18 protein-coding genes are annotated in these 21028 nt (G+C 69.5%); 13 read left to right on the top strand and 5 right to left on the bottom strand.

Annotated features, from left to right (window positions below; all coding sequences use genetic code 11):
- Window positions 1–34: 34 nt before the first annotated feature.
- The 4 genes from OG841_RS13160 (at window position 35) to OG841_RS13145 (ending at window position 6034) form a co-directional block, all read left to right on the top strand.
- A complete protein-coding gene (locus tag OG841_RS13160) occupies window positions 35–2038 on the top strand; it encodes an ABC transporter ATP-binding protein (RefSeq protein ID WP_371565343.1) in 2004 nt (667 codons plus the stop codon).
- A 162-nt stretch (window positions 2039–2200) separates the two neighbouring features.
- Window positions 2201–3088, top strand: a complete 888-nt coding sequence (locus tag OG841_RS13155) for a FadR/GntR family transcriptional regulator (protein WP_079072383.1) — start codon at window positions 2201–2203, stop codon at window positions 3086–3088.
- Window positions 3089–3513: 425 nt separating this feature from the next.
- The gene (locus tag OG841_RS13150; protein ID WP_371565338.1) at window positions 3514–5049 is read left to right on the top strand and encodes an RNA polymerase sigma factor; all 1536 of its coding nucleotides are present in this window, start codon (window positions 3514–3516) and stop codon (window positions 5047–5049) included.
- A gap of 121 nt (window positions 5050–5170) precedes the next feature.
- Window positions 5171–6034, top strand: coding sequence for a S1 family peptidase (locus OG841_RS13145; protein ID WP_371565336.1), 864 nt, complete (start codon window positions 5171–5173; stop codon window positions 6032–6034).
- 123 nt (window positions 6035–6157) lie between these two features.
- Here OG841_RS13145 and OG841_RS13140 read toward each other — a convergent pair whose 3' ends face one another.
- Complete coding sequence (locus OG841_RS13140) at window positions 6158–6388, bottom strand: DUF7455 domain-containing protein (RefSeq protein WP_057611313.1); 231 nt, start codon at window positions 6386–6388, stop codon at window positions 6158–6160.
- Between the two features lie 442 nt (window positions 6389–6830).
- On the opposite strand from OG841_RS13140, the gene OG841_RS13135 reads away from it, so the two are divergent.
- The 6 genes from OG841_RS13135 to OG841_RS13110 all read left to right on the top strand — a co-directional run bounded on the left by OG841_RS13135 (window position 6831) and on the right by OG841_RS13110 (window position 13826).
- Complete coding sequence (locus OG841_RS13135; protein WP_328641307.1) at window positions 6831–8954, top strand: DNA gyrase/topoisomerase IV subunit B; 2124 nt, start codon at window positions 6831–6833, stop codon at window positions 8952–8954.
- Between the two features lie 297 nt (window positions 8955–9251).
- The gene (locus tag OG841_RS13130) at window positions 9252–9776 is read left to right on the top strand and encodes a DUF1453 domain-containing protein (RefSeq protein WP_371565333.1); all 525 of its coding nucleotides are present in this window, start codon (window positions 9252–9254) and stop codon (window positions 9774–9776) included.
- Window positions 9773–10924 carry a sensor histidine kinase gene (locus tag OG841_RS13125; RefSeq protein WP_328641309.1) on the top strand — a complete coding sequence of 384 codons (1152 nt, stop codon included), beginning with the start codon at window positions 9773–9775 and terminating at the stop codon, window positions 10922–10924. The genes OG841_RS13130 and OG841_RS13125 overlap by 4 nt, the downstream gene beginning before the upstream one ends.
- The gene (locus tag OG841_RS13120) at window positions 10921–11613 is read left to right on the top strand and encodes a response regulator transcription factor (protein WP_328641310.1); all 693 of its coding nucleotides are present in this window, start codon (window positions 10921–10923) and stop codon (window positions 11611–11613) included. Before OG841_RS13125 ends, OG841_RS13120 begins: the two co-directional genes overlap by 4 nt.
- 60 nt (window positions 11614–11673) lie before the next feature.
- On the top strand, window positions 11674–12237 hold the full coding sequence (locus OG841_RS13115; RefSeq protein ID WP_328641311.1) for a DUF485 domain-containing protein: 564 nt from the start codon (window positions 11674–11676) through the stop codon (window positions 12235–12237).
- Window positions 12234–13826, top strand: coding sequence for a solute symporter family protein (locus tag OG841_RS13110; RefSeq protein WP_328641312.1), 1593 nt, complete (start codon window positions 12234–12236; stop codon window positions 13824–13826). The genes OG841_RS13115 and OG841_RS13110 overlap by 4 nt, the downstream gene beginning before the upstream one ends.
- A 94-nt stretch (window positions 13827–13920) precedes the next feature.
- Here the strand turns inward: OG841_RS13110 and OG841_RS13105 are convergent, their stop codons facing one another.
- Entirely contained in the window at window positions 13921–14613 is a 693-nt protein-coding gene (locus OG841_RS13105; RefSeq protein WP_371565331.1) for a response regulator, read from the bottom strand.
- Window positions 14614–14774: 161 nt separating this feature from the next.
- Here OG841_RS13105 and OG841_RS13100 point away from each other — a divergent pair, with 161 nt between their 5' ends.
- The 3 genes from OG841_RS13100 to OG841_RS13090 all read left to right on the top strand — a co-directional run bounded on the left by OG841_RS13100 (window position 14775) and on the right by OG841_RS13090 (window position 17618).
- Complete coding sequence (locus OG841_RS13100) at window positions 14775–15590, top strand: ABC transporter ATP-binding protein (protein WP_020121891.1); 816 nt, start codon at window positions 14775–14777, stop codon at window positions 15588–15590.
- Complete coding sequence (locus OG841_RS13095; protein ID WP_328641313.1) at window positions 15580–16458, top strand: ABC transporter permease; 879 nt, start codon at window positions 15580–15582, stop codon at window positions 16456–16458. Before OG841_RS13100 ends, OG841_RS13095 begins: the two co-directional genes overlap by 11 nt.
- Window positions 16459–16547: 89 nt before the next feature.
- Window positions 16548–17618, top strand: a complete 1071-nt coding sequence (locus OG841_RS13090) for an ABC transporter substrate-binding protein (RefSeq protein WP_328641314.1) — start codon at window positions 16548–16550, stop codon at window positions 17616–17618.
- A 6-nt stretch (window positions 17619–17624) separates the two neighbouring features.
- Here the strand turns inward: OG841_RS13090 and OG841_RS13085 are convergent, their stop codons facing one another.
- From OG841_RS13085 to OG841_RS13075, 3 genes are all read right to left on the bottom strand, one after another.
- Complete coding sequence (locus OG841_RS13085) at window positions 17625–18305, bottom strand: response regulator (RefSeq protein ID WP_306975422.1); 681 nt, start codon at window positions 18303–18305, stop codon at window positions 17625–17627.
- Window positions 18305–19972, bottom strand: a complete 1668-nt coding sequence (locus OG841_RS13080) for a sensor histidine kinase (RefSeq protein ID WP_328641315.1) — start codon at window positions 19970–19972, stop codon at window positions 18305–18307. Before OG841_RS13080 ends, OG841_RS13085 begins: the two co-directional genes overlap by 1 nt.
- Before the next feature lie 90 nt (window positions 19973–20062).
- Window positions 20063–21007: a sucrase ferredoxin gene (locus OG841_RS13075; protein ID WP_328641316.1), complete on the bottom strand. Its 945-nt coding sequence runs from the start codon at window positions 21005–21007 to the stop codon at window positions 20063–20065.
- Window positions 21008–21028 lie beyond the last annotated feature (21 nt).

Raw genomic sequence — 21028 nt, 5'->3', positions numbered from 1 at the left:
CGAAAACCGGACATAACGCGCTATCTTGCTACGGGTGATCCAGGCCTTCGGACTGACCAGCAACTCCCGCAAGGACCTCCCGCCCGCGGTCGACGATGTGTCCTTCGAGGCCCGTGCGGGCGGCGTCACCGCGCTTCTCGGAGCGACGGCCGCGGGCAAGACGACGGTGCTCAGACTGATGCTCGAACTCCAACAGGGCCGTGGCCTCACCTACTTCCGGGGCCGCCCGCTGCATCGCATCGCGCATCCCTCGCGCGAGGTCGGCGTACTCATGGGCGACGTGCCGGGCCATCCCGCGCGCACGGTCCGCGGCCATCTGCGCATGCTGTGCGCCGCGGCCGGCGTCCCGGTCCGGCGCGCCGACGACGTGCTCGAAGCGGTGGGCCTCGTCAGCCTGCGCGACGAGCGGCTCGGCACCCTGTCGCGCGGCATGGACCGCCGCCTGGGCCTGGCCTGCGCCCTGTTGCCGGACCCCCACACACTCGTCCTGGACGACCCCGCCGACGGGCTCTCCACGCGCGAGCGTCACTGGCTGCACGGCATGCTGCGAGCGCACGCCGCCCAGGGAGGCTCGGTCCTGTTCACCACGTCCGAGCCCAAAGAGGCCGCGCGCGCCGCAGATCACGTCATCACCCTCGAACAAGGCCGACTCGTCGCGGACCAGGAGGCCGCGGAGTTCGCCCGCACCAGACTCCGCCCCCGTGTCGCCGTCCGTACCCCCCACGCCGCCCGCCTCGCCGCGCTGCTCGCCAAGGAGGCCCGCACGGCGCACCGCTCCGTCGAAGTCGTCCGGGAAGGCGGCAACCGTCTGTCCGTGTACGGCAGTACATGTGCCGACGTCGGCGAGACGGCTTTCCGTCACGGTGTTCTCGTCCACCAACTCGCCGACGAGATCGGGGACATGGGCCCTGGTGCGGGTCCCCTTCCCGGCGAGGCGGCAGAAGCCGCCCAGGGCCCGCGGGCGGGGGCCACGGGGCCGGGGACCGGCGAGCTCCTCGGTGACGGGGCTGTAGGGGTTGCGGTGCCGGACATGCAAAGCGGTCCGGCTGCGCACGACGACTTCGCATCGCAGAGCGGCTCACGCATGCGCGGTGCCCGGGTAGTGCCCGCAGCTCCGAAAGCGCATGGCGAACAGGTGCCCCACAGCAGTCGGGACACCCACAGCGGCGCGGCTGAGGTAAGTGGTCACGGCGCTCTGAGCTCCACCACAGCCTCCAGGGCCCCCGCCCCCCTGCCCCCCCTCCCGCCCCCGATCTCCGTCAGGTCCGCCCCCAGTCCCCTGCGCCCCCTGCGTTACGAACTGCGCCGCGCGGCTGGGATCGGCACCGGGTTCCTCACAGGCGTCGCCGTACTCGTCACGTCCGCCCTCACCGCCGTATTCCTGGCGCGGCTCGGTCACACTCCACAGGCGCGTCTGCTCGCCGCATGGCCGAGGGAGCTGCCGCTGCCCCCGGCGGCGCTCGGGGCCGGGCTGCTCGGCGCGCTCGCGTTCGGTGACGAGTTCCGCCATCCTGCCCTGGCCGCGGACCGCGGCACCGTCCCCCGCCGACTGGGGCTGCTCACCGCGAAACTCGTCGTCGCCGCCGTCACCGCGCTGGCGCTTGCCTTTCTCGCGGTGGGCTGCGACGCCCAAGTGCTCTATCTCGTCTACGGACGGGAGCTCACGGAGGTTCCGGCCGACTGGTTGTCGCTCAGCGTGAGTTGGATCGGACTCATGGTCGGGTGCGCCTGGGCAGGTGTTCTGGCCGCCGGCATCTTCCGGTCCACCACGGCCGGGCTCGCCGCGGTGGTTTCCGTGCCCATTCTCGTCGTACCTCTCGTGCGGAAAGCGCTGGACGGGGGGTCCGTGCGGGCGGCGGCGGGACTTCCCGCTCGGATGCGCGAGGTTCTCCTGTTGCAGTGGCCCTTCGGCGGAGAGCGCTACGTGGCCGGAGTGGTGCGTGTGGTCGCCCAACCCGTGGGCGGCGCACTGACGTTGTCGCTGACCGCCCTGCTGTGCGCATATCTGCTCACGGCCCTGCGGAGCAGGGTCCGATGATGACCTTCCGTGCGCTTCCGGTCCCGAGCTGCGCACAATTTCCCGATGGAAGCGCATTTCTTTCCGATAAGGCGTCAATTGCGACGGCGTGAGCGATCACCCTTTCGTGTGCTTTTCACCAAAGACCTCAAGGGAGTTGGAGGCGACGCCGACAAAGGATCCGTGAGTACCCTTGCGCACACCATGATGACCGCCGCCCGCTCCGCCGATTCCGGTCTGGCCGGCCCGGGCGAACTCGACCGCTACCCCTACGCCGAGGCCCCGGCCGCAGGCCGTGTCGGAGCCTCCATCTGGGACGGCTCGGACCCGGAACTGGGCCGCGTGGGCCGACGGGCCGCAGGCAGCCGCGGGCGCGGACTGCACGGCCAACTTGTCCAGCAGCTGGGCCAGATGATCGTCTCCGGTGACCTGGGGGCCGACCGGCCGCTGGTCCCCGAGGAGATCGGCCAGCGTTTCGAGGTCTCCCGTACCGTCGTCCGTGAGTCGCTCCGCGTCCTGGAGGCCAAGGGCCTGGTCAGCGCCCGCCCGAACGTCGGCACGCGCGTGCGTCCCGTCAGTGACTGGAACCTCCTGGACCCGGACATCATCGAGTGGCGGGCCTTCGGGCCGCAGCGCGACGACCAGCGCCGTGAGCTGAGCGAACTGCGCTGGACGATCGAGCCGCTCGCCGCGCGCCTGGCCGCGGGGCACGGCCGTGCGGATGTCCAGCAGCGCCTCGGCGACATGGTCGAGATCATGGGGCACGCCATGAGCCAGGGTGACGCGCTCACCTTCTCCCGTGCCGACGCCGAGTTCCATTCCCTGCTCATCCAGCTCGCGGGCAACCGTATGCTGGAGCATCTTTCCGGGATCGTCTCCGCTGCCCTTCAGGTCTCCGGCGGCCCGGTCACCGGCTGTGACCGACCGAACGAGTCGTCGCTCGCCCACCACGGCCGGATCGCCGACGCCCTCGCCGCGGGCGACGGTGCGGCTGCCGAAGCGGCCATGCGCCAACTGCTCGCAGTCCATCCCGAGGTGGAGCGCGTGGTGCCCGCGCCGCGCGAGCACTGACCGCACACCGCGGGCAGTGCGGCGGAGGATGTCCTCCTCCATTCGCGTCGTTCGGCCGCCGAACCGCCTCCGTCGGACCCCGCAGGTCCCCCTGGGATCCTGCGGGGTCCGACCGGCGCGGCGCGGTGACGGCACCCCGGGAACTGCTGGTCGCGACGGTCCGGTGACCTTGTCTGTCCACGTCTGACCGTTTTTGGTTGCTTACGGGGTGTGACTCGGGCCACGCGGATTGGGCGTAACGCTCGCGGGAACAGTGCGATGACCTAAGAGGTGACAGCCGCGGAGGGAATACGGACGCCGTTTCAGGCGCTGTGCATCTTCCCGGCCTCCCGCCCGCGCCGTCGGCCACTCCAAGGCCGGTGGTCGGCTCCTGTCCGCCGTGGACGGGGCCGGAAGCCGTTTTCCAACGTTCCGAGAGGTTGTTCGTGTCGGCCAGCACATCCCGTACGCTCCCGCCGGAGATCGCCGAGTCCGTCTCTGTCATGGCTCTCATTGAGCGGGGAAAGGCTGAGGGGCAGATCGCCGGCGACGACGTGCGTCGGGCCTTCGAAGCTGACCAGATTCCGGCCACTCAGTGGAAGAACGTACTGCGCAGCCTCAACCAGATCCTCGAGGAAGAGGGTGTGACGCTGATGGTCAGTGCCGCGGAGCCCAAGCGCACCCGAAAGAGCGTCGCAGCGAAGAGTCCGGCCAAGCGCACCGCCACCAAGACGGTCGCGGCGAAGACGGTGACCACGAAGAAGGCCACCGCCACCGCCACCCCGGCGACGCCTGCCGCCGAATCCTCCGTCGAGGACGAGGCGCCCGTGAAGAAGGCCGCAGCCAAGAAGACGACGACCGCGAAGAAGGCGGTCGCCAAGAAGACGGTCGCCAAGAAGACGGCGGCCAAGAAGACGACCGCCGGCAAGGACGACGCCGAGGTCGCCGAGGACGAGGTCCTCGAAGAGATCAAGCCCGGTGAAGAGGAAGAGGAGGGGGCCGAGAACAAGGGCTTCGTCCTCTCCGACGACGACGAGGACGACGCGCCGGCCCAGCAGGTCGCCGTTGCCGGTGCCACCGCCGACCCGGTCAAGGACTACCTCAAGCAGATCGGCAAGGTCCCGCTGCTCAACGCCGAGCAGGAGGTCGAGCTCGCCAAGCGCATCGAGGCCGGTCTGTTCGCCGAGGACAAGCTGGCCAACGCCGACAAGCTCGCCCCGAAGCTCAAGCGCGAGCTGGAGATCATCGCCGAGGACGGTCGCCGCGCCAAGAACCACCTCCTGGAGGCCAACCTCCGACTGGTGGTCTCCCTGGCCAAGCGCTACACCGGCCGCGGCATGCTGTTCCTGGACCTCATCCAGGAGGGCAACCTCGGTCTGATCCGCGCGGTCGAGAAGTTCGACTACACCAAGGGCTACAAGTTCTCCACGTACGCCACCTGGTGGATCCGCCAGGCGATCACCCGCGCGATGGCCGACCAGGCCCGCACCATCCGTATCCCGGTGCACATGGTCGAGGTCATCAACAAGCTCGCGCGCGTGCAGCGCCAGATGCTCCAGGACCTGGGCCGCGAGCCCACCCCGGAGGAGCTGGCCAAGGAACTCGACATGACCCCTGAGAAGGTCATCGAGGTCCAGAAGTACGGCCGTGAGCCCATCTCGCTGCACACCCCGCTGGGCGAGGACGGAGACAGCGAGTTCGGTGACCTCATCGAGGACTCCGAGGCCGTCGTCCCGGCTGACGCGGTCAGCTTCACGCTCCTCCAGGAGCAGCTGCACTCGGTCCTCGACACCCTGTCCGAGCGTGAGGCGGGCGTCGTCTCGATGCGCTTCGGTCTCACCGACGGTCAGCCGAAGACCCTCGACGAGATCGGCAAGGTGTACGGCGTCACGCGCGAGCGCATCCGCCAGATCGAGTCGAAGACCATGTCGAAGCTGCGTCACCCGTCGCGTTCGCAGGTGCTGCGCGACTACCTCGACTAGGTCGCAGTCGTACGACACCGTAGGCCCGGTCCCTTGTCAGGGGCCGGGCCTTCGTGCTGCGCGTGCAGGCTCCCTGCATGACTCTGGGTTTCCGATCACCAACCCGGAGTGAGGAGCATGCATGCGTCATCCCATTGCCCGGGCGTTGGCCCGGCCGCTGATTCTGGCGGCCGTGGCGACGGCCATACCGCTGGCGTCGGCCGCCCCCGTGGCCGCCGACAGCATCGTCGTCGGGGGATTCCCGGTCGATGTGTCCGAGGCGCCCTGGACGGTCGCCCTGTCCAGCCGTGACCGGTTCGGAGGTACGCGCGCCGGCCAGTTCTGCGGCGGTGTCGCCGTCGGCCGTACCACGGTGCTCACGGCGGCCCACTGTATGGGCGAGGACGTCCTGGGGGCGCCGCCGGAGCAGGTGAGTGACTTCCGTGTCATCGCCGGCCGTACGGATCTGCTCTCGGACCAGGGGGTGGAGATCGCAGTACGTGAGGTGAGGGTGAATCCGGGCTACGACCCACAGACCAACGCGGGGGACTTCGCTGTTCTCACACTCGCCGAGCCGCTGCCGCAGGACGCGGTCATCGCCATGTCGGCCGCCGGCGATCCGGCGTACGAGCCGGGAACTCCTGCCACGGTCTACGGCTGGGGCGACGTCACGGGCGGGGGTGACTACGCCCGCCGTCTGCGCGCGGCACGCGTGCACCTGATGTCCGACGCGCGCTGTGGGGAGGCCTATCCGGGTGGCGGCGACGGCACCTACCTGGCCGACAGCATGCTGTGCGCCGGGGAGGAGCGCGGTGGTCGTGACGCCTGCCAGGGGGACAGCGGGGGACCGCTGGTCGCCCAGGGCAAGCTGGTCGGGCTGGTCTCCTGGGGCAGCGGCTGTGGGCGACCGGGCCAGCCCGGTGTCTATACCCGTGTGTCCGAGGTCATGCGGACGCTGGACCGGGACGGTCGCAACGCGGCCGACGGACGCCACGGCACCGCGTGACAATGCCTCGGGGGCGCTGAGCGCCCCCGCAGAACCATGAGCAAGGGCGGCTGTCCCTGGGAACAGGGGCAGCCGCCCTCATGCCGGCCTGTGCCGGAGCTGGCTCGTCGTGGACGCGAAGTGTCAGCGCTCTTCTTCTGAGACGGATGCCGGAACAGACGTGAGTCGCTCCGTCTCGTCCTGTATCTCAGCGGCGATCTTCTTGAGTTCCGGCTCGAACTTGCGACCGTGGTGGGCGCAGAAGAGCAGTTCTCCGCCGCTGAGCAGCACGACGCGCACGTACGCCTGGGCGCCGCAGCGGTCGCAGCGGTCAGCGGCCGTCAGCGGGCTCGCGGGGGTCAGAACAGTAGTCACGTCGCCTCTTCTCTAGCTCGACGAGCTGTCGTACCAGGGTCAACATCCAACCAGCCCCAAAACGTTCCCGCTCGGGGCTTCACCCAGAGAGAAATTTTCCGGGCGGCCGGCTGCTGCCGGTTTGGCGGCGAATGTGCCGTATTGCGTGTCTGTGTGTCTTACGGTTTCGCACTGTCGGTCAAGGTCGGTCCTCCCGGCTGGGTTGCCGGTTGTTCATGAGGACGTGCCCGGAGCCTAAATGGTTCATGCCTGTAAGGGAACGTGATATGTACTTCACCCCATCGAGGGATCGAACAGGTATGCGACCCTGGACTACTCTGTGTTTCCACACGAGGGTGGCGTTACAACGGCTCTACCAGGCCTCGGTACCCTCATGGCGGCGACCGATGCCGCGCCCTTACCCAGAAGGGCCCCAACTGAAATTCAGCGAGGAGCGAACCGCGTGACCGCCGAAACGTCCGTGCCGTCCACAGCTCTGCTGGCAGGAGCAGACCGGGACGGTTCCAACTACACCGCGCGGCACCTGCTCGTCCTCGAGGGGCTCGAGGCCGTACGCAAGCGCCCGGGAATGTACATCGGCTCGACCGACAGTCGTGGTCTGATGCACTGTCTGTGGGAGATCATCGACAACTCCGTCGACGAAGCCCTGGGCGAGTACTGCGACCACATCGAGGTGATCCTCCACGACGACGCCTCCGTGGAGGTCCGGGACAACGGCCGGGGCATCCCGGTCGACGTCGAGCCCAAGACGGGCCTGTCCGGTGTAGAGGTCGTCATGACCAAGCTGCACGCCGGTGGCAAGTTCGGCGGCGGCTCGTATGCCGCCTCCGGCGGTCTGCACGGCGTGGGCGCCTCCGTGGTGAACGCCTTGTCCGCGCGGCTGGACGTCGAGGTGGACCGTGGTGGCCACACTCACGCGATCAGTTTCCGGCGCGGCGTGCCGGGTGCCTTCGCGGCGAACGGCGCCGATGCCAAGTTCGAGGCCGCGAGCGGCCTGCGCAAGACCAAGAGGATCCCCAAGACCCGGAACGGCACGCGCGTGCGGTACTGGGCCGACCGGCAGATCTTCCTCAAGGACGCCAAGCTCTCCCTGGAGAACCTGCACCAGCGCGCTCGTCAGACCGCGTTCCTGGTGCCGGGCCTGACCATCGTCGTCCGCGACGAGTACGGCCTGGGCGAGGGCGGCAGCAAGGGCGAGGAGTCCTTCCGCTTCGACGGCGGCATCAGCGAGTTCTGCGAGTACCTGGCCACCGACAAGCCGGTCAACGACGTCCTCCGCTTCTCCGGGCAAGGCACGTTCAAGGAGACCGTCCCGGTTCTCGACGACCACGGCCAGATGACGCCCACCGAGGTCACCCGAGAACTCGGTGTGGATGTCGCGATGCGTTGGGGGACCGGCTACGACACGACCCTGAAGTCGTTCGTCAACATCATCGCCACGCCCAAGGGCGGCACCCATGTCGCCGGCTTCGAACAGGCCGTCGCCAAGACGATGAACGAAGTGCTGCGCGCCAAGAAGCTGCTGCGCGTCGCCGAGGACGACATCGTCAAGGACGACGCCCTCGAGGGCCTGACGGCGGTCGTCACCGTCCGCCTCGCCGAGCCGCAGTTCGAGGGCCAGACCAAGGAAGTCCTCGGCACGTCGGCGGCCCGTCGCATCGTGAGCACCGTGATCTCCAAGGAGCTCAAGGCGTTCCTGACGTCCACGAAACGGGACGCCGCGGCCCAGGCCCGGGTCGTCATGGAGAAGGCGGTCGCCGCCGCGCGCACGCGTATCGCGGCCCGTCAGCACAAGGACGCACAGCGCCGGAAGACGGCCCTGGAGTCCTCCTCGCTGCCCGCCAAGCTCGCCGACTGCCGAAGCGACGACGTCGACCGAAGCGAACTGTTCATCGTCGAGGGTGACTCCGCGCTCGGCACGGCGAAGCTCGCCCGGAACTCCGAGTTCCAGGCGCTGCTGCCCATCCGCGGCAAGATCCTCAACGTCCAGAAGTCGTCCGTCACGGACATGCTCAAGAACGTCGAGTGCGGTGCGATCATCCAGGTCATAGGAGCAGGCTCCGGCCGGACCTTCGACATCGACGCCGCCCGCTACGGCAAGATCATCATGATGACCGACGCCGACGTCGACGGCTCTCACATCCGGTGCCTGCTGCTGACGCTGTTCCAGCGCTACATGCGGCCCATGGTCGAGGCGGGGCGGGTGTTCGCCGCGGTGCCGCCGCTGCACCGCATCGAGCTCGTCCAGCCGAAGAAGGGGCAGGACAAGTACGTCTACACGTACTCGGACCGTGAGCTGCGCGAGAAGCTGCTCGAGTTCCAGAGCAAGGGGGTCCGGTACAAGGACTCCATCCAGCGGTACAAGGGTCTGGGCGAGATGGACGCCGATCAGCTGGCCGAGACGACGATGGATCCGCGGCACCGGACGCTGCGGCGGATCAACCTCGCCGACCTGGAGGCCGCGGAGCAGGTCTTCGATCTGCTGATGGGCAATGACGTGGCGCCGCGGAAGGAGTTCATCTCCGGGTCTGCGGCGACCCTCGATCGGTCGCGTATCGACGCATAGTCGCTGGGCTGAGACTGGGGGCCGGGGCCGGGGCCGGGTTTGCAACCGGCCTCGGCTGCACCCGGCGGCTTTCGCGGTTGAGTATCGGCGACCCTCGTGGGAGTCGGTGGTGGGATCGGAGGGTTGCGTCCAGGGCTCTGGGCTGGCCTCTCCACCCGTGGGTGGACGGTCCCGGGGTATGGGAATCCACCTGTGATCCACCCCTGCTCCGATCTCCCGGCCTGCGGATATCCGTAGCTTCGAAGGTGTCGGCGGCGTCCGCTGCCGGCAGACCCTTCCTCGCTCACGGAGGCTGTCATGTCCGGGCTCGTCGACGCGTTGCTGATCGTGGTCGCGGTGGTCGTGGTGATCGCCCGGCAGTTCCGGGCGAGCCGGATCGACACCGGTCGGCGCTGGTGGCTGTTGCCCGCTGTCCTCGCCGTCGTGGCACTTCGCGAACCGGGGCTGGTGGACGCCCATCACCGCACGGCATCGGCAGCCCTGCTCACCGCCGAGCTGCTCACCGGCCTCGCCATCGGGGCCGGCTGGGCCTGGACGAGCCGGATATGGACGGAGCCGGACGGCGCGGTGTGGAGCAGGAGTACCAAGGCGAGCGGGGCCGTCTGGGCCGCCGGCATCGGACTGCGCGTGGGCCTCTTCGCGCTCGGCGCGGCGCTCGGTGTCCACCAGGACTCCTCCGCACTGCTGCTCGCCCTGGCGGCCACCCTGCTCGTGCGCTCCGGGATACTCGTCGGGCGAGCGCACTCCCTGCGTCCTGCCCCCGCATCCGTCCCGGCGTACGGTGAGCCCATGTTCCGGTACACGGGGAAGGAACGCGTGTGACGGACAACGCCTGGACCCGCTGGCCATCCCGGGAGGCACTCGGGCGTGAGGCGACCACGCGTCCCCGGCGCCTGCTCGGCTGGGTCACGCGGTCGCTGGTACTCGCCATGCTCCTCTGGGGCGCTTTCAACAGCAGCCATGTCCAGGGCTGGGGCGTGCTCGGAGCAGTGGCGGGAATCCTCCTGTCCGCAGTCGTCGCCTGGGCACTCTTCCGCACCACCCTGGAGCACCGGCTCTGGCCCTCCCTGGCGCTCTACGGCGTCCTCCTGGCGATCGCCGTCGCCGCCCAGGCCGCCGACTTCGGAGTCGTCGCCCTCGTCCTGTGGTGCGGCTGCGCCATCACCGCTCTGGAACGGCTGCCCATTGCCGCCGCCCTGCCGGTGACCGTGAGCGCTCTCGCCCTCTACGCCGCCGTCAACGACGACGTGTGGCTGACCACCCTGGCCACGACGGCGGGGCTCGCCCTGGCCGGCTACGTCCTGCGGTTGGACGCCGAGGCCCGCGGCAACGCGCAGCAGCTGCTCAACCAGGAGCGGGCCGCGCGGGCGGCCGAGGCGGAGTCGGCCGCACTCGCGGAGCGGGCCCGTATCGCTCGGGAGATCCACGACGTGCTGGCCCACAGTCTCTCCGCCCAGCTCGTGCACCTGGAGGCGGCCCGGCTGCTGATCGAGGGCGGCGCGGACCGGGACCAGATCCTCGAAAGGGTGGTGGCGGCCCGGGGCATGGCCCGCGACGGTCTCGCGGAGACCCGGCAGGCGCTGTCGGCTCTGCGGGGTGACATGACTCCGCTGGAGGAATTCCTGACCCAGCTCGTCGGGACGGCCGACGGAGCCGAGACCACCATTTCGGGTGAGCGCAGACCGTTGCCGGCCGAGGCGTCGCAGGCCGTGCGCAGGGTCGCGCAGGAGGCACTGACCAATGTCCGCAAGCATGCCCCGGGAGCCAAGATCCGGGTGTGGCTGGATTACGCCGGGGACCAGGTGACGCTGGTCGTGCGGGACTCGGGCGGTTCGCCTGGTGAACTCACCGCCACCGGAGGCGGGTACGGTCTGCTGGGGATGCGGGAGCGCGCCGAACTGCTGGGCGGTTCGCTGGACGCCGGGCCGGACGACGAAGGGTTCGTGGTGACGTTGAAGGTGCCGGTATGACGGAGGAGGCGGAGCCGAGGCCTGCGCGAGTGGTGGTCGCCGACGACCAGACCGTGGTGCGCGAAGGCATCGTGATGCTGCTCGGCCTGCTGCCGGGGATCGAAGTGGTGGGCGCGGCCGGGGACGGTGAGGAGGCGGTGGAGCTCGTCGCGGAACTCGCCCCGGACGTGGTGCTGATGGACCTGCGCATGCCTCGCTGCGACGGGGTGGAGGCGACCCGGAGGATCCGCGCCGAGCACCCCGGGACGCAGGTCGTGGTGCTGACGACCTTCGCGGACGACGAGTCGCTGTTTCCCGCACTCAGGGCGGGGGCGCGCGGTTATCTCACCAAGGACGCGGGAGGTGACGAGATCGTGCGGGCCGTGCGGAGCGTGCTCTCCGGGGACGCCGGACTGTCGCCGAGCATTCAGCGTCGGCTGCTGGAGCGGCTGTCGGACCCCGAGCCGCCCCAGCCGGTGTCCGCGGAGGCGCCCGACGGGCTCACCGCGCGCGAGGTCGAGGTGCTGGCGCTGATCGCAGAGGGACTGAGCAACCAGGAGATCGCCCGGAAGCTGCATGTCTCCACCGCCACGGTGAAGACCCATATCAACAACCTCTTCGCCAAGACGGGCATCAAGGACCGCGCGCAGGCGGTGCGTTACGCCTATGCGAAGGGGCTTGTACGGCCACCGATGGGAGGAATCACCTGATGGGGTGAAGAGGGTAGGGAAGAAGAGTCAGGGATCTTCCCGTTCTGTCCATCCTTGGGCATGCAGTCAAGCAACGCTCGTCCCCGCGGAAGCGGGGGTGATGCCGAGAGTTCGGCCGAGAACCACGACAGCCACGATGTGGCCCGCGCGGAGGCGTCCGCCGGTGTGCGGTACGACGACCCCTGGTATGACGCGCTTGCCTCCGGCTGGGGCGAGACGGGCGGTGACGGTACATCCGCGGGCCCGGTTGCGACGGCACGCGCGCAGCGCGAGGACCGGGACGCCGCGGCGGCCGACGTCTACCTCGAAGTGCAGCGCAGCGCGGCCTTTCAGGAAGTGCGCAGCCGGTACCGGAGGTTCGTGGTGCCCGCGGGCATCGGGTTCTTCGCGTGGTACGTGGCCTATGTCGTGACAGCGACGAGCGCGCCGGGACTGATGGCGCGGCCGGTCGCCGGTGCGGTGAACGTGGCGATGCTCGCGGGACTCGGGCAGTTCCTCACCACCTTCCTGCTGACCTGGGCCTATGCCCGCCATGCGAGGCTGCGCCGGGACCGGGCCGCGCTCGAACTGCGGTGGGACACCCAGGAACTGACGCGCACGGCACGGGGCGGTGCGTCGTCATGACGGGGGACCACCAGACCTTGGCGCTGCTGCTGTTCAGTGCGTTCGTCGCGGTCACGCTGGGGATCACGACGTGGGTGAGCCGCCACCGGCACGGTTCGGCGGAGGAGTTCTACGCGGGCGGGCGGTTGTTCTCGCCGATGGAGAATGGTTTTGCCATCGCGGGCGACTACATGTCGGCCGCGTCCTTCCTCGGTATCTCCGGGCTCATCGCGCTCTTCGGGTACGACGGGATGCTCTACTCGGTGGGCTTTCTCGTGGCCTGGCTGGTGGTGCTGTTTCTCGTTGCCGAACTGGTGCGCAACTGCGGGCGGTTCACGCTCGCCGACGTGGTCGCCGCGCGGATGAGCGAGCGGCCGGTGCGCATCGCGGCGGGAACTTCCTCGGTCACCGTGTCCGTTCTGTATCTGGTGGCACAGATGGTGGGCGCGGGCAGCCTGGTCGCACTGCTGCTCGGCGGCACCAGCGAGGCGGCACAGTCCTGGACCGTCATCGCCGTCGGGGCGCTCATGGTGATCTACGTGTCCCTGGGAGGGATGCGGGCGACCACCTGGATCCAGATCGTCAAGGCGGTCCTGCTGCTCTGCGGGACCATCGCGCTGACCGTGCTCGTGCTGGTGCGGTTCCACGGCGACTTCGACCAACTCCTGCTCACGGCGGCGGAGCGCAGTGGCCACGGTCAGTCGTTCCTGGCGCCCGGCCTGAAGTACGGCGGGGACTGGACCGCCCGCCTCGACTTCATCAGCCTGGGACTCGCCCTCGTGCTCGGTACGGCCGGCCTGCCGCACATCCTGTCCCGCTTCTACACCGTGCCCACGGCACGCGCCGCACGGCGCTCGGTGGTCTGGTCGATCGGGCTCATCGGCGGTTTCTATCTGATGACGATCGTCCTGGGGTTCGGTGCCGCGGCGATCGTGGGGCCCGAGGCCGTACGGGGATCGAACGCCGCGGGGAACACCGCGGTTCCCCTCCTGGCCCTCGACCTGGGCGGCGGCGCGGGCTCCACGGGAGGAACGGTTCTGTTCGCTGTCGTCGCCGCCGTGGCCTTCGCCACGATCCTCGCCGTCGTCGCCGGCATCACGCTCGCCTCCTCGGCCTCCGTCGCCCATGACCTGTACGCCTCACTGCGGCGTCGGCGGGCCAAGCCGCACAGCGAGGTGGCCGTGGCCAGGACTGCCGCCGTCGGGATCGGCGTGATCGCGATCGCTCTCGGCCTCCTGGCCCGCGACCTCAACGTCGCCTTCCTGGTGGGCCTTGCCTTCGCCGTCGCGGCGTCCGCGAATCTGCCGGTGCTGCTCTACTCGCTGTTCTGGCGCGGGTTCACCACCCGGGGCGCCGTGTGGTCCGTCTACGGCGGACTCCTGCCGGCCATGACCCTGGTGCTGCTGTCGCCCGTGGTGTCCGGCAGCCCCGAATCGCTCTTCCCCGGCGTGGACTTCCAGTACTTCCCGCTGCAGAACCCCGGTCTGGTCTCCATCCCGCTGGGCTTCGTCGCGGGCTGGCTCGGCACGGTCACCTCGGCGGAGGTCGCCGACGAGGCCAAGCACGCGGAGACCGAGGTGCGGTCGCTCACGGGAGCGGGGGCCGTGTAGGCGCGGCGCCCGTGATCGGGCGGCGCCCTCGTCCTTGTACGGCATCGGTCTTCGTCGTACGACTTCTGCCGTCGAGGCCCTTCGAGGCGTACCGCTACGGCGCCACCCACGCGTAGCGGTGCTCCGGCCGCCCCGTGTCGCCGTATCTGAGGGTCAGGCGGAGGCGGCCGGCCTGTTCGAGATGGCGGAGGTAGCGCTGGGCGGTGGAGCGGCTCAGGCCCGTCTCGGCGGCGACCTCGTGGGCCGACAGGGGGTGGTCGGCGTGATGCAGGACGCGGCAGATGAGGTCCGTCGTCGGCTCCGAGTGGCCGCTGGGCAGGCCGGGGGACGGCGGAGCCGGGGTGGTGCGCAGGGCGCTGAAGATCCTGTCGACCTGTTCCTGACCGGCGATGCCGCGGCCGCCGACCCGGTCGACGGTGCGGCGCAGCGCGGCGTAGGAGTCCAGCCGGGTGCGCAGGGCCGCGAAGGTGAAAGGTTTGACCAGGTAGTGGAGGGCGCCCAGGCGCATCGCGGCCTGGACGGTCGTCACGTCCCCGGCTGCCGTGATCATGATGACGTCGGTGCCGTGGCCCTGTTCCCGCATCCGATGGACGAGCTTGAGGCCCGTCTGGTCGGGCAGGTAGTGGTCGAGCAGGATCAGATCGATGGTCCCGCGCTGCACGCTGGCCAGTGCCTGGGCAGCACTGTGGGCGCGAGCGGCCACCCGGAAGCCGGGCACCTTTCCCACGTACTTGGCGTTGATCTCGGCGACACGGAAGTCGTCGTCCACGACCAGGACGTCAATCATCGGGCCTCTTTCCCTCAAGGCCTGGCGGGCGTCACGCCCGTGTTTCGGCTTCGCTGTTGTAGCGCGCGCAAAACGAGCACAACAGGTCGTTGCAAGCAAAAGAACGGCATGTGCCCAGAAGACTGATGCCGTGGCGCACGCCACATCTACCGTCCCCGGCCATGAGCGCAGACACCAGCCCCGCCATCGAGTTGCGGGGCGCGAGCAAGACATTCCGGACCCCGTCGGGGGGTCTGCACACAGCCGTCAGGGGACTTGACCTCACCGTGGGGCGGGGGGAGTTCGTGGCGGTCGTGGGGCCGACGGGCTGCGGCAAGTCGACCACGTTGACCCTGGTCAGCGGGTTGGAAGAACCCTCCGAGGGGGAGGTCCTGGTCGTCGGGGAGCCGGTTCGCGGAGTCGGAGACAAGGTCGGTTTCGTCTTCCAGCAGGACGCCACCTTCCCCTGGCGCACCGTCCTGTCCAACGTCATGGCCGGCCCTCGCTTCCGCGGTGTGCCCAAGGCGGAGGCCAGGCAGAAGGCGCGGGAATGGCTGGCCCGGGTCGGGCTCGCGGCCTTCGAGGACCGCTACCCCCATCAGCTCTCCGGCGGCATGCGCAAGCGGGTCGCGCTCGCCGCCACCTTCGTCAACGATCCCGAGATCCTGCTGATGGACGAGCCGTTCTCCGCGCTCGACGTGCAGACCCGGGCCCTGATGTCCGACGAACTCCTCGAACTGTGGGAGGGCACGGGCGCCTCCGTCGTCTTCGTCACCCATGACCTGGAGGAGTCCATCGCGCTGGCCGACAAGGTCGTTGTGATGACCGCCGGACCCGCCACCGTCAAGCAGGTCTTCGACATCGACCTCCCGCGGCCGCGCAAGGTCGAGTCGGTACGACTGGAGCCGCGGTTCATCGAGATCTACCGCGAGATCTGGGAGTCCCTCGGCGAAGAGGTCCGCATCACTCGCGAGAGGAGCGCCGCCCATGTCGCCTGACGTCATGCCCGAGACCCAGGCCGCACCGGCCCTGACCGACCCCGGCGGCAAGACCGACCGCGCACACTCACGCGCGCGTGCCGTCCGCAGACGCCGGATCGTTGTCAGCGCTTCCCGTGTGCTGCTCCTGGTGGCCGTCCTCGGTCTGTGGGAAGTGCTCTCGCGGGCCGAGGTCATCGATCCCTTCAACTTCTCCATGCCCTCGAAGATCTGGGACCAGATCTGGACCTGGGTGACGCATGGGACCGCACTCGGTTCGTTGGGCGAACAGATCTGGTACACGCTGTACGAGGCGCTGCTGGGCTGGGTCGTCGGCGTGGTGGCCGGTGTGGTCTTCGGTATTGCGTTGGGGCGAATCACCTTGCTCGCCGACGTGCTTGGTCCATACATCAAGGTGCTCAACTCGATACCGAGGATTGTCCTTGCACCCATCTTCGTGATCTGGTTCGGACTCGGACCGGCCTCCAAGGTGGCCTCGGCCGTCGTCCTGGTCTTCTTCCCGGTCTTCTTCAACGCCTTCCAGGGTGCCCGCGAGGTCGACCGCAACCTGGTCGCCAACGCCCGCATCCTCGGCGCGAGCGACCGCAGAGTGACGCTTCAGGTCGTCATCCCGTCCGCGACCTCGTGGATCTTCACCAGCCTGCACGTCAGCTTCGGCTTCGCCCTCATCGGCGCGATCGTCGGCGAATACATCGGCGCGACCAAGGGCATCGGCCTGCTCGTCGCGCAGTCCCAGGGCACCTTCAACGCGGCCGGTGTGTACGCCGCGATGGTCATCCTCGCCGTCGTCGCGCTTCTCGCCGAAGGTCTGCTCACCTTCGCCGAGCGCCGCATCTTCCGCTGGAAGCCGGCGAGTTCCGACAGCTGAGGCCTTCCACGCCGGTCTCCCCGACCTCAGCTCAGCCCGTCCCCGGCTCAGCCCTTCCCCGCACCGCCCCTCACAAGGACGTGAACCCCATGCGCAAGACCGCCAGATACACCTCCCTGGCCGCCGCCGGCCTGCTCGCCCTCTCCTCCCTCACCGCCTGTGCCAACGACGCGGCCGGCACGGCGTCCGCCGACGCCGGCAGCAAGGGCGACGGCAAGGGGACCAAGGTCAAGATCATGGTCGGTGGCCTCGACAAGGTCATCTACCTGCCCGCGATGCTCACCCAGCGGCTCGGCTACTTCGACTCCGAGGGACTCGACGTGGAGCTGCTGAGCGAGCCCGCCGGCGTCCAGGCCGAGACCGCGCTCGTCTCCGGCCAGGTCCAGGGCGCCGTCGGCTTCTACGACCACACGCTTGACCTGCAGGTCAAGGGCAAGGACGTGGAGTCGGTCGTGCAGTTCTCACACGCGCCCGGTGAGGTGGAGATCGTCTCCAACAAGGCGGCGGGCGACATCACCTCGGCCAAGGACTTCAAGGGCAAGAAGCTCGGTGTCACGGGCCTCGGCTCCTCGACCGACTTCCTCACCAAGTACCTCGCCGTCAAGAACGGCGTGAAGGTCAGCGAGTTCACGCCGGTCGCCGTCGGCGCGGGGCCGACCTTCATCTCGGCGCTCCAGCAGGGCTCGATCGACGGAGGCATGACGACCGACCCGACCGTCGCGACGATCCTGGACAAGAAGGCCGGAAAGATCCTTCTGGACATGCGCACGCCCCAGGGCTCGGCCGAGGCACTCGGCGGACCGTATCCGTCGTCAAGCCTGTACATGCAGACGGACTGGGTCAACGGTCACAAGGAAACCGTCCAGAAGTTGGCCAATGCATTCGTCAAGACGCTCAAGTGGATGTCCACGCACAGCGCGACCCAGATCGCCGACAAGATGCCCGCCGACTACTCGCAGGGCAACAAACTGCTGTACGCGGTGGCCATCAAGAACACGCTGCCGATGTTCACCAATGACGGGGTGATGCCCGAGAACGGTCCCGAGACCGTCGAGAAGGTCCTCAAGGCGTTCAACCCCACCATCCAGAACGCCGACGTCGACCTCGACAAGACGTACACGACGGAGTTCGTCGAGAAGGCCGCGCAGAACGCCGGCTGAGCCTCCTCACGCGCGGGTCGCCCACACATAACGGTGTTCCGGGCGGCCCGCGTCGCCGTACTTGAGGGTGAGCCTGGCCCGCCCCGTGCGCTCCAGGAGCTTCAGATAGCGCTGGGCGGTCTGCCGGCTCACCCCCGTCCGGTCGGCGATCTCCTGGGCCGACAGCGGCCCTTCGGCGGTCATCAGGGATCTGCGGACGAGTTCCACCGTGGTGGGGGAGTGTCCCTTGGGCAGCTCGGGCTCCCCGGGCGTGGACAGCGCGCCGAAGATGCGGTCGACCTCCGCCTGTTCCGCCTCGCCTCCACCGTCCAGGGTGCGGCGCAGCTCGGCGTACGCCTCCAGCCTGGCCCTGAGGCCCGCGAAGGCGAACGGCTTGACCAGGTACTGCAGCGCGCCGTGCCGCATCGCCGCCTGTACGGTCGTCACGTCCCGCGCAGCCGTCACCATGATCACGTCGGTCTGGTGGCCGCGTCGGCGCATCTCCTGGACGACCGCCAGACCCGTCTCGTCGGGCAGGTAGTGGTCCATGAGGACCAGGTCGACGTGGGGCAGCGCCTCCAGCTGCCGCAGCGCGTCCGCCGCGCTGTGCGCCTCGCCGGCCACGTGGAAGCCGGGCACCTTCTCGACGTAGGCGGCGTTGACGCGTGCCACGCGGGTGTCGTCGTCCACGACCAGCACCTCGATCATCACGACTCCTCCTCGGTGGCGGACTGCTGGGCGGGCGGCGCGGTGAGCGCCGGTTGCGGCTCGGCCAGTGCCTCGGGCAGTACGACGGTGAACTCCGCGCCTCCGCCATCTGCCTCTGCGACGGTCGCGCTGCCCCCCTGGCGCTCGGCGAGCTTGCGTACGAGGGAGAGCCCGAGGCCGCGCCCCCGGTGCGCAGGAGGCTCCTTGGTCGACCAGCCCTCGGTGAAGACCAGTTCCCGTTGTTCCACCGGGATTCCGGGCCCGGTGTCCCGCACCCTGAGGACGGCGGTACGGCCCTCCGTGCGCAGTTCGACCTCCACGCGCGCGTGCGGAGCGCCGGCGACGGCGTCCAGGGCGTTGTCCACGAGGTTGCCGACGATCGTGACCAGCCCGCTCGGATCGACCAGCCGGTCCGGCAGCCGGGTCCGGTCGGAGATCCACAGGGCGACACCACGCTCGGCCGCGACGGTCGCCTTGCCCACCAGCAGTGCGGCGAGCAGCGGATCCTCGATCTTCTCGGTGACCTGCTCCGCGGTGGCCCGGTGGTCGCCGACGACCTCTCCGACGAACTCCACGGCGTCGTCGTACATCTCCAGCTCCAGCAGCCCGAGGAGCGTGTGCATCCGGTTGGCGTGCTCGTGGTCCTGGGCGCGCAGCGCGTCGATCAGACCGTGGGTCGAGTCGAGCTCCCGGCCGAGCTGCTCCAGTTCGGTGCGGTCGCGCAGGGTGGCGACGGCACCGCCGTCGTCGGTGGGCATGCGGTTGGCGACCAGAACCCGCTGGCCGCGGACGGTGATCAGATCGGTGCCCGTCACCCGTCCGGCCAGGACGTCGGCGGTACGGCCGGCCCCCAGAGCTTCGTCGGGGGGCCGGCCGACGGCCTCGTCCCCGATGTTCAGCAGGCGGCGGGCCTCGTCGTTGAGCAGGCGGATGCGCCCGGTGCGATCCAGGGCGACAACGCCTTCCCGGATGCCGTGCAGCATGGCCTCGCGCTCGGCGAGGAGGGCGGAGATGTCTGAGAAGGCCAGGTCACGGGTCTGTCGCTGGACTCTCCGGGAGATCAGCCAGGCTGCCAGCGCGCCGACGGCGAGGGCCCCGCCGGCGTAGGCGAACAGCCCCGGGATCGCATGGATCAGCCGGGCACGCACGCTGTCGTAGGCGATGCCAACGGAGACCGCCCCGACGATCTTGTGTTCGCTGTCGTACAGAGGCACCTTGCCGCGGGCGGTGCGGCCCAGGGTGCCACTGTCGATCTGCATGATCTCCTTGCCGGCCAGGGCCTGGCCCGGGTCGGTCGAGACGATCCTGCCGACCTCGCTGCGAGTGGGGTGCGACCAGCGGACGCCCCGCCAGTCCATCACCACGACGTACTCGGCCCCGGTCGCCCTGCGGATCCTCTCGGCCTCCCGCTGGACGGGGCCGGTGGGCAGCGGGGGCGTGTCCGTGACCTGCTCGGCGATCTGCGACTCGGCGGCGGTGGTCTGGGCGATGGCGAGCGCCCGTCGCATCGCCTGGTCGTCGAGCTGGTTGCTCAGAGGGGCGAGGAACAGACCGGTCGCGAGCACCGCGACTCCCGCGGCGATCGCCAGCTGCATCAGGAGCACCTGCGAGAACACCCGGCGGGGCAGCCCGAGGCGCAGGCGGCGGGCGGGGGGAGTGCGGCTCATACCCAAGAAGGTACGTGGAGGTGCCCGATCCACCGCAGGGGGTGTGACATGGATTTCTCGATCAATGCGTGGACGGGCCCGCCGGCTCGGTCAGCTCGCCAGCGCTGCCGATGTCCTCAGCTCGTGCACCGCCACGACGTCCATCCGCGCGGGTGAGCCGAGCGCCGACGCACCGCAGCTCTCCGGACGGGGCGGCAGGGATGCGGTCTGGGCCACGAGGACGCGCCAGTGGCGGCCGTCGGCGTGAGCGACGGTGACCTCCCAGTGCGGGGCGGCGCCGTCCGTTCGTACGACTGTCAGCGCCTCCGCCGCGTATTCACGCACCGCCGAGCGCACGGCCAGCTCGGCCGCCTGGCCGGGGCGCTCCCAGGCCGAGCTTCCGCGGCACCCCTCGACCACGATGCGGCCCTCCTGGACGCTGTGGAGGACTTCCTTGACGGCATGGGCCTCGGCGCGGCCGTAGGCATAGCCGTACGGCAGAACGAGCAGCGTCGGCGAGAACCGGTGACCACCCAGATGGGTGACCTCCCAGGCGCCCTCGACGCCCGAGGCGGCCAGTTGCGCGGCGAGCGGGCGGCCGAGGAGCGCGCAGCAGCGGTCCCGCTTGCCGTTGGTGCAGACGAGCGCGAGGGGGCCGCCGGTGTGGGGACGCCCCCCGAGCACGGAGTCGAAGGTGGCGTGCTCGCCCCTGCCGAGCGCGACGAAGTCCAGCTCGAGCAGGTCCCGCGGATCGCGGGTCGTCGCACTGCGCAGCCACACGTTGCCGGGCACGGTGTGGGCGATGTACGCCTGCCGGGTGGTGGGTGTTCCGCTGTCGGCGTGCCGTCCGGGGCGGCGGATGAGCGCGATGCGCACGCCCGTGTCCTTCGCTGCGGTCTCCAGGGCACGCCCCAGCGCGGGGTCCAGGTGGCTCGAAGTGAGCGCCTTGGCGCCCCAGGGACCGGACTGTTCCAGCAGCAGCCAGGTCCGCGCGGTGGCCGCGGTTCCGGAAACGGGCTCGTCGAGGTCGTGCGAGACCGTTGAGCAGGTACTCACAGAGGTGAGCCTAACCTGACT

The organism is Streptomyces canus (assembly GCF_041435015.1).
Lineage (GTDB): Bacteria > Actinomycetota > Actinomycetes > Streptomycetales > Streptomycetaceae > Streptomyces > Streptomyces canus_G.
Note: the sequence above shows the minus strand (reverse complement) of the source record. Positions and strands in the feature narration are given on the sequence as shown.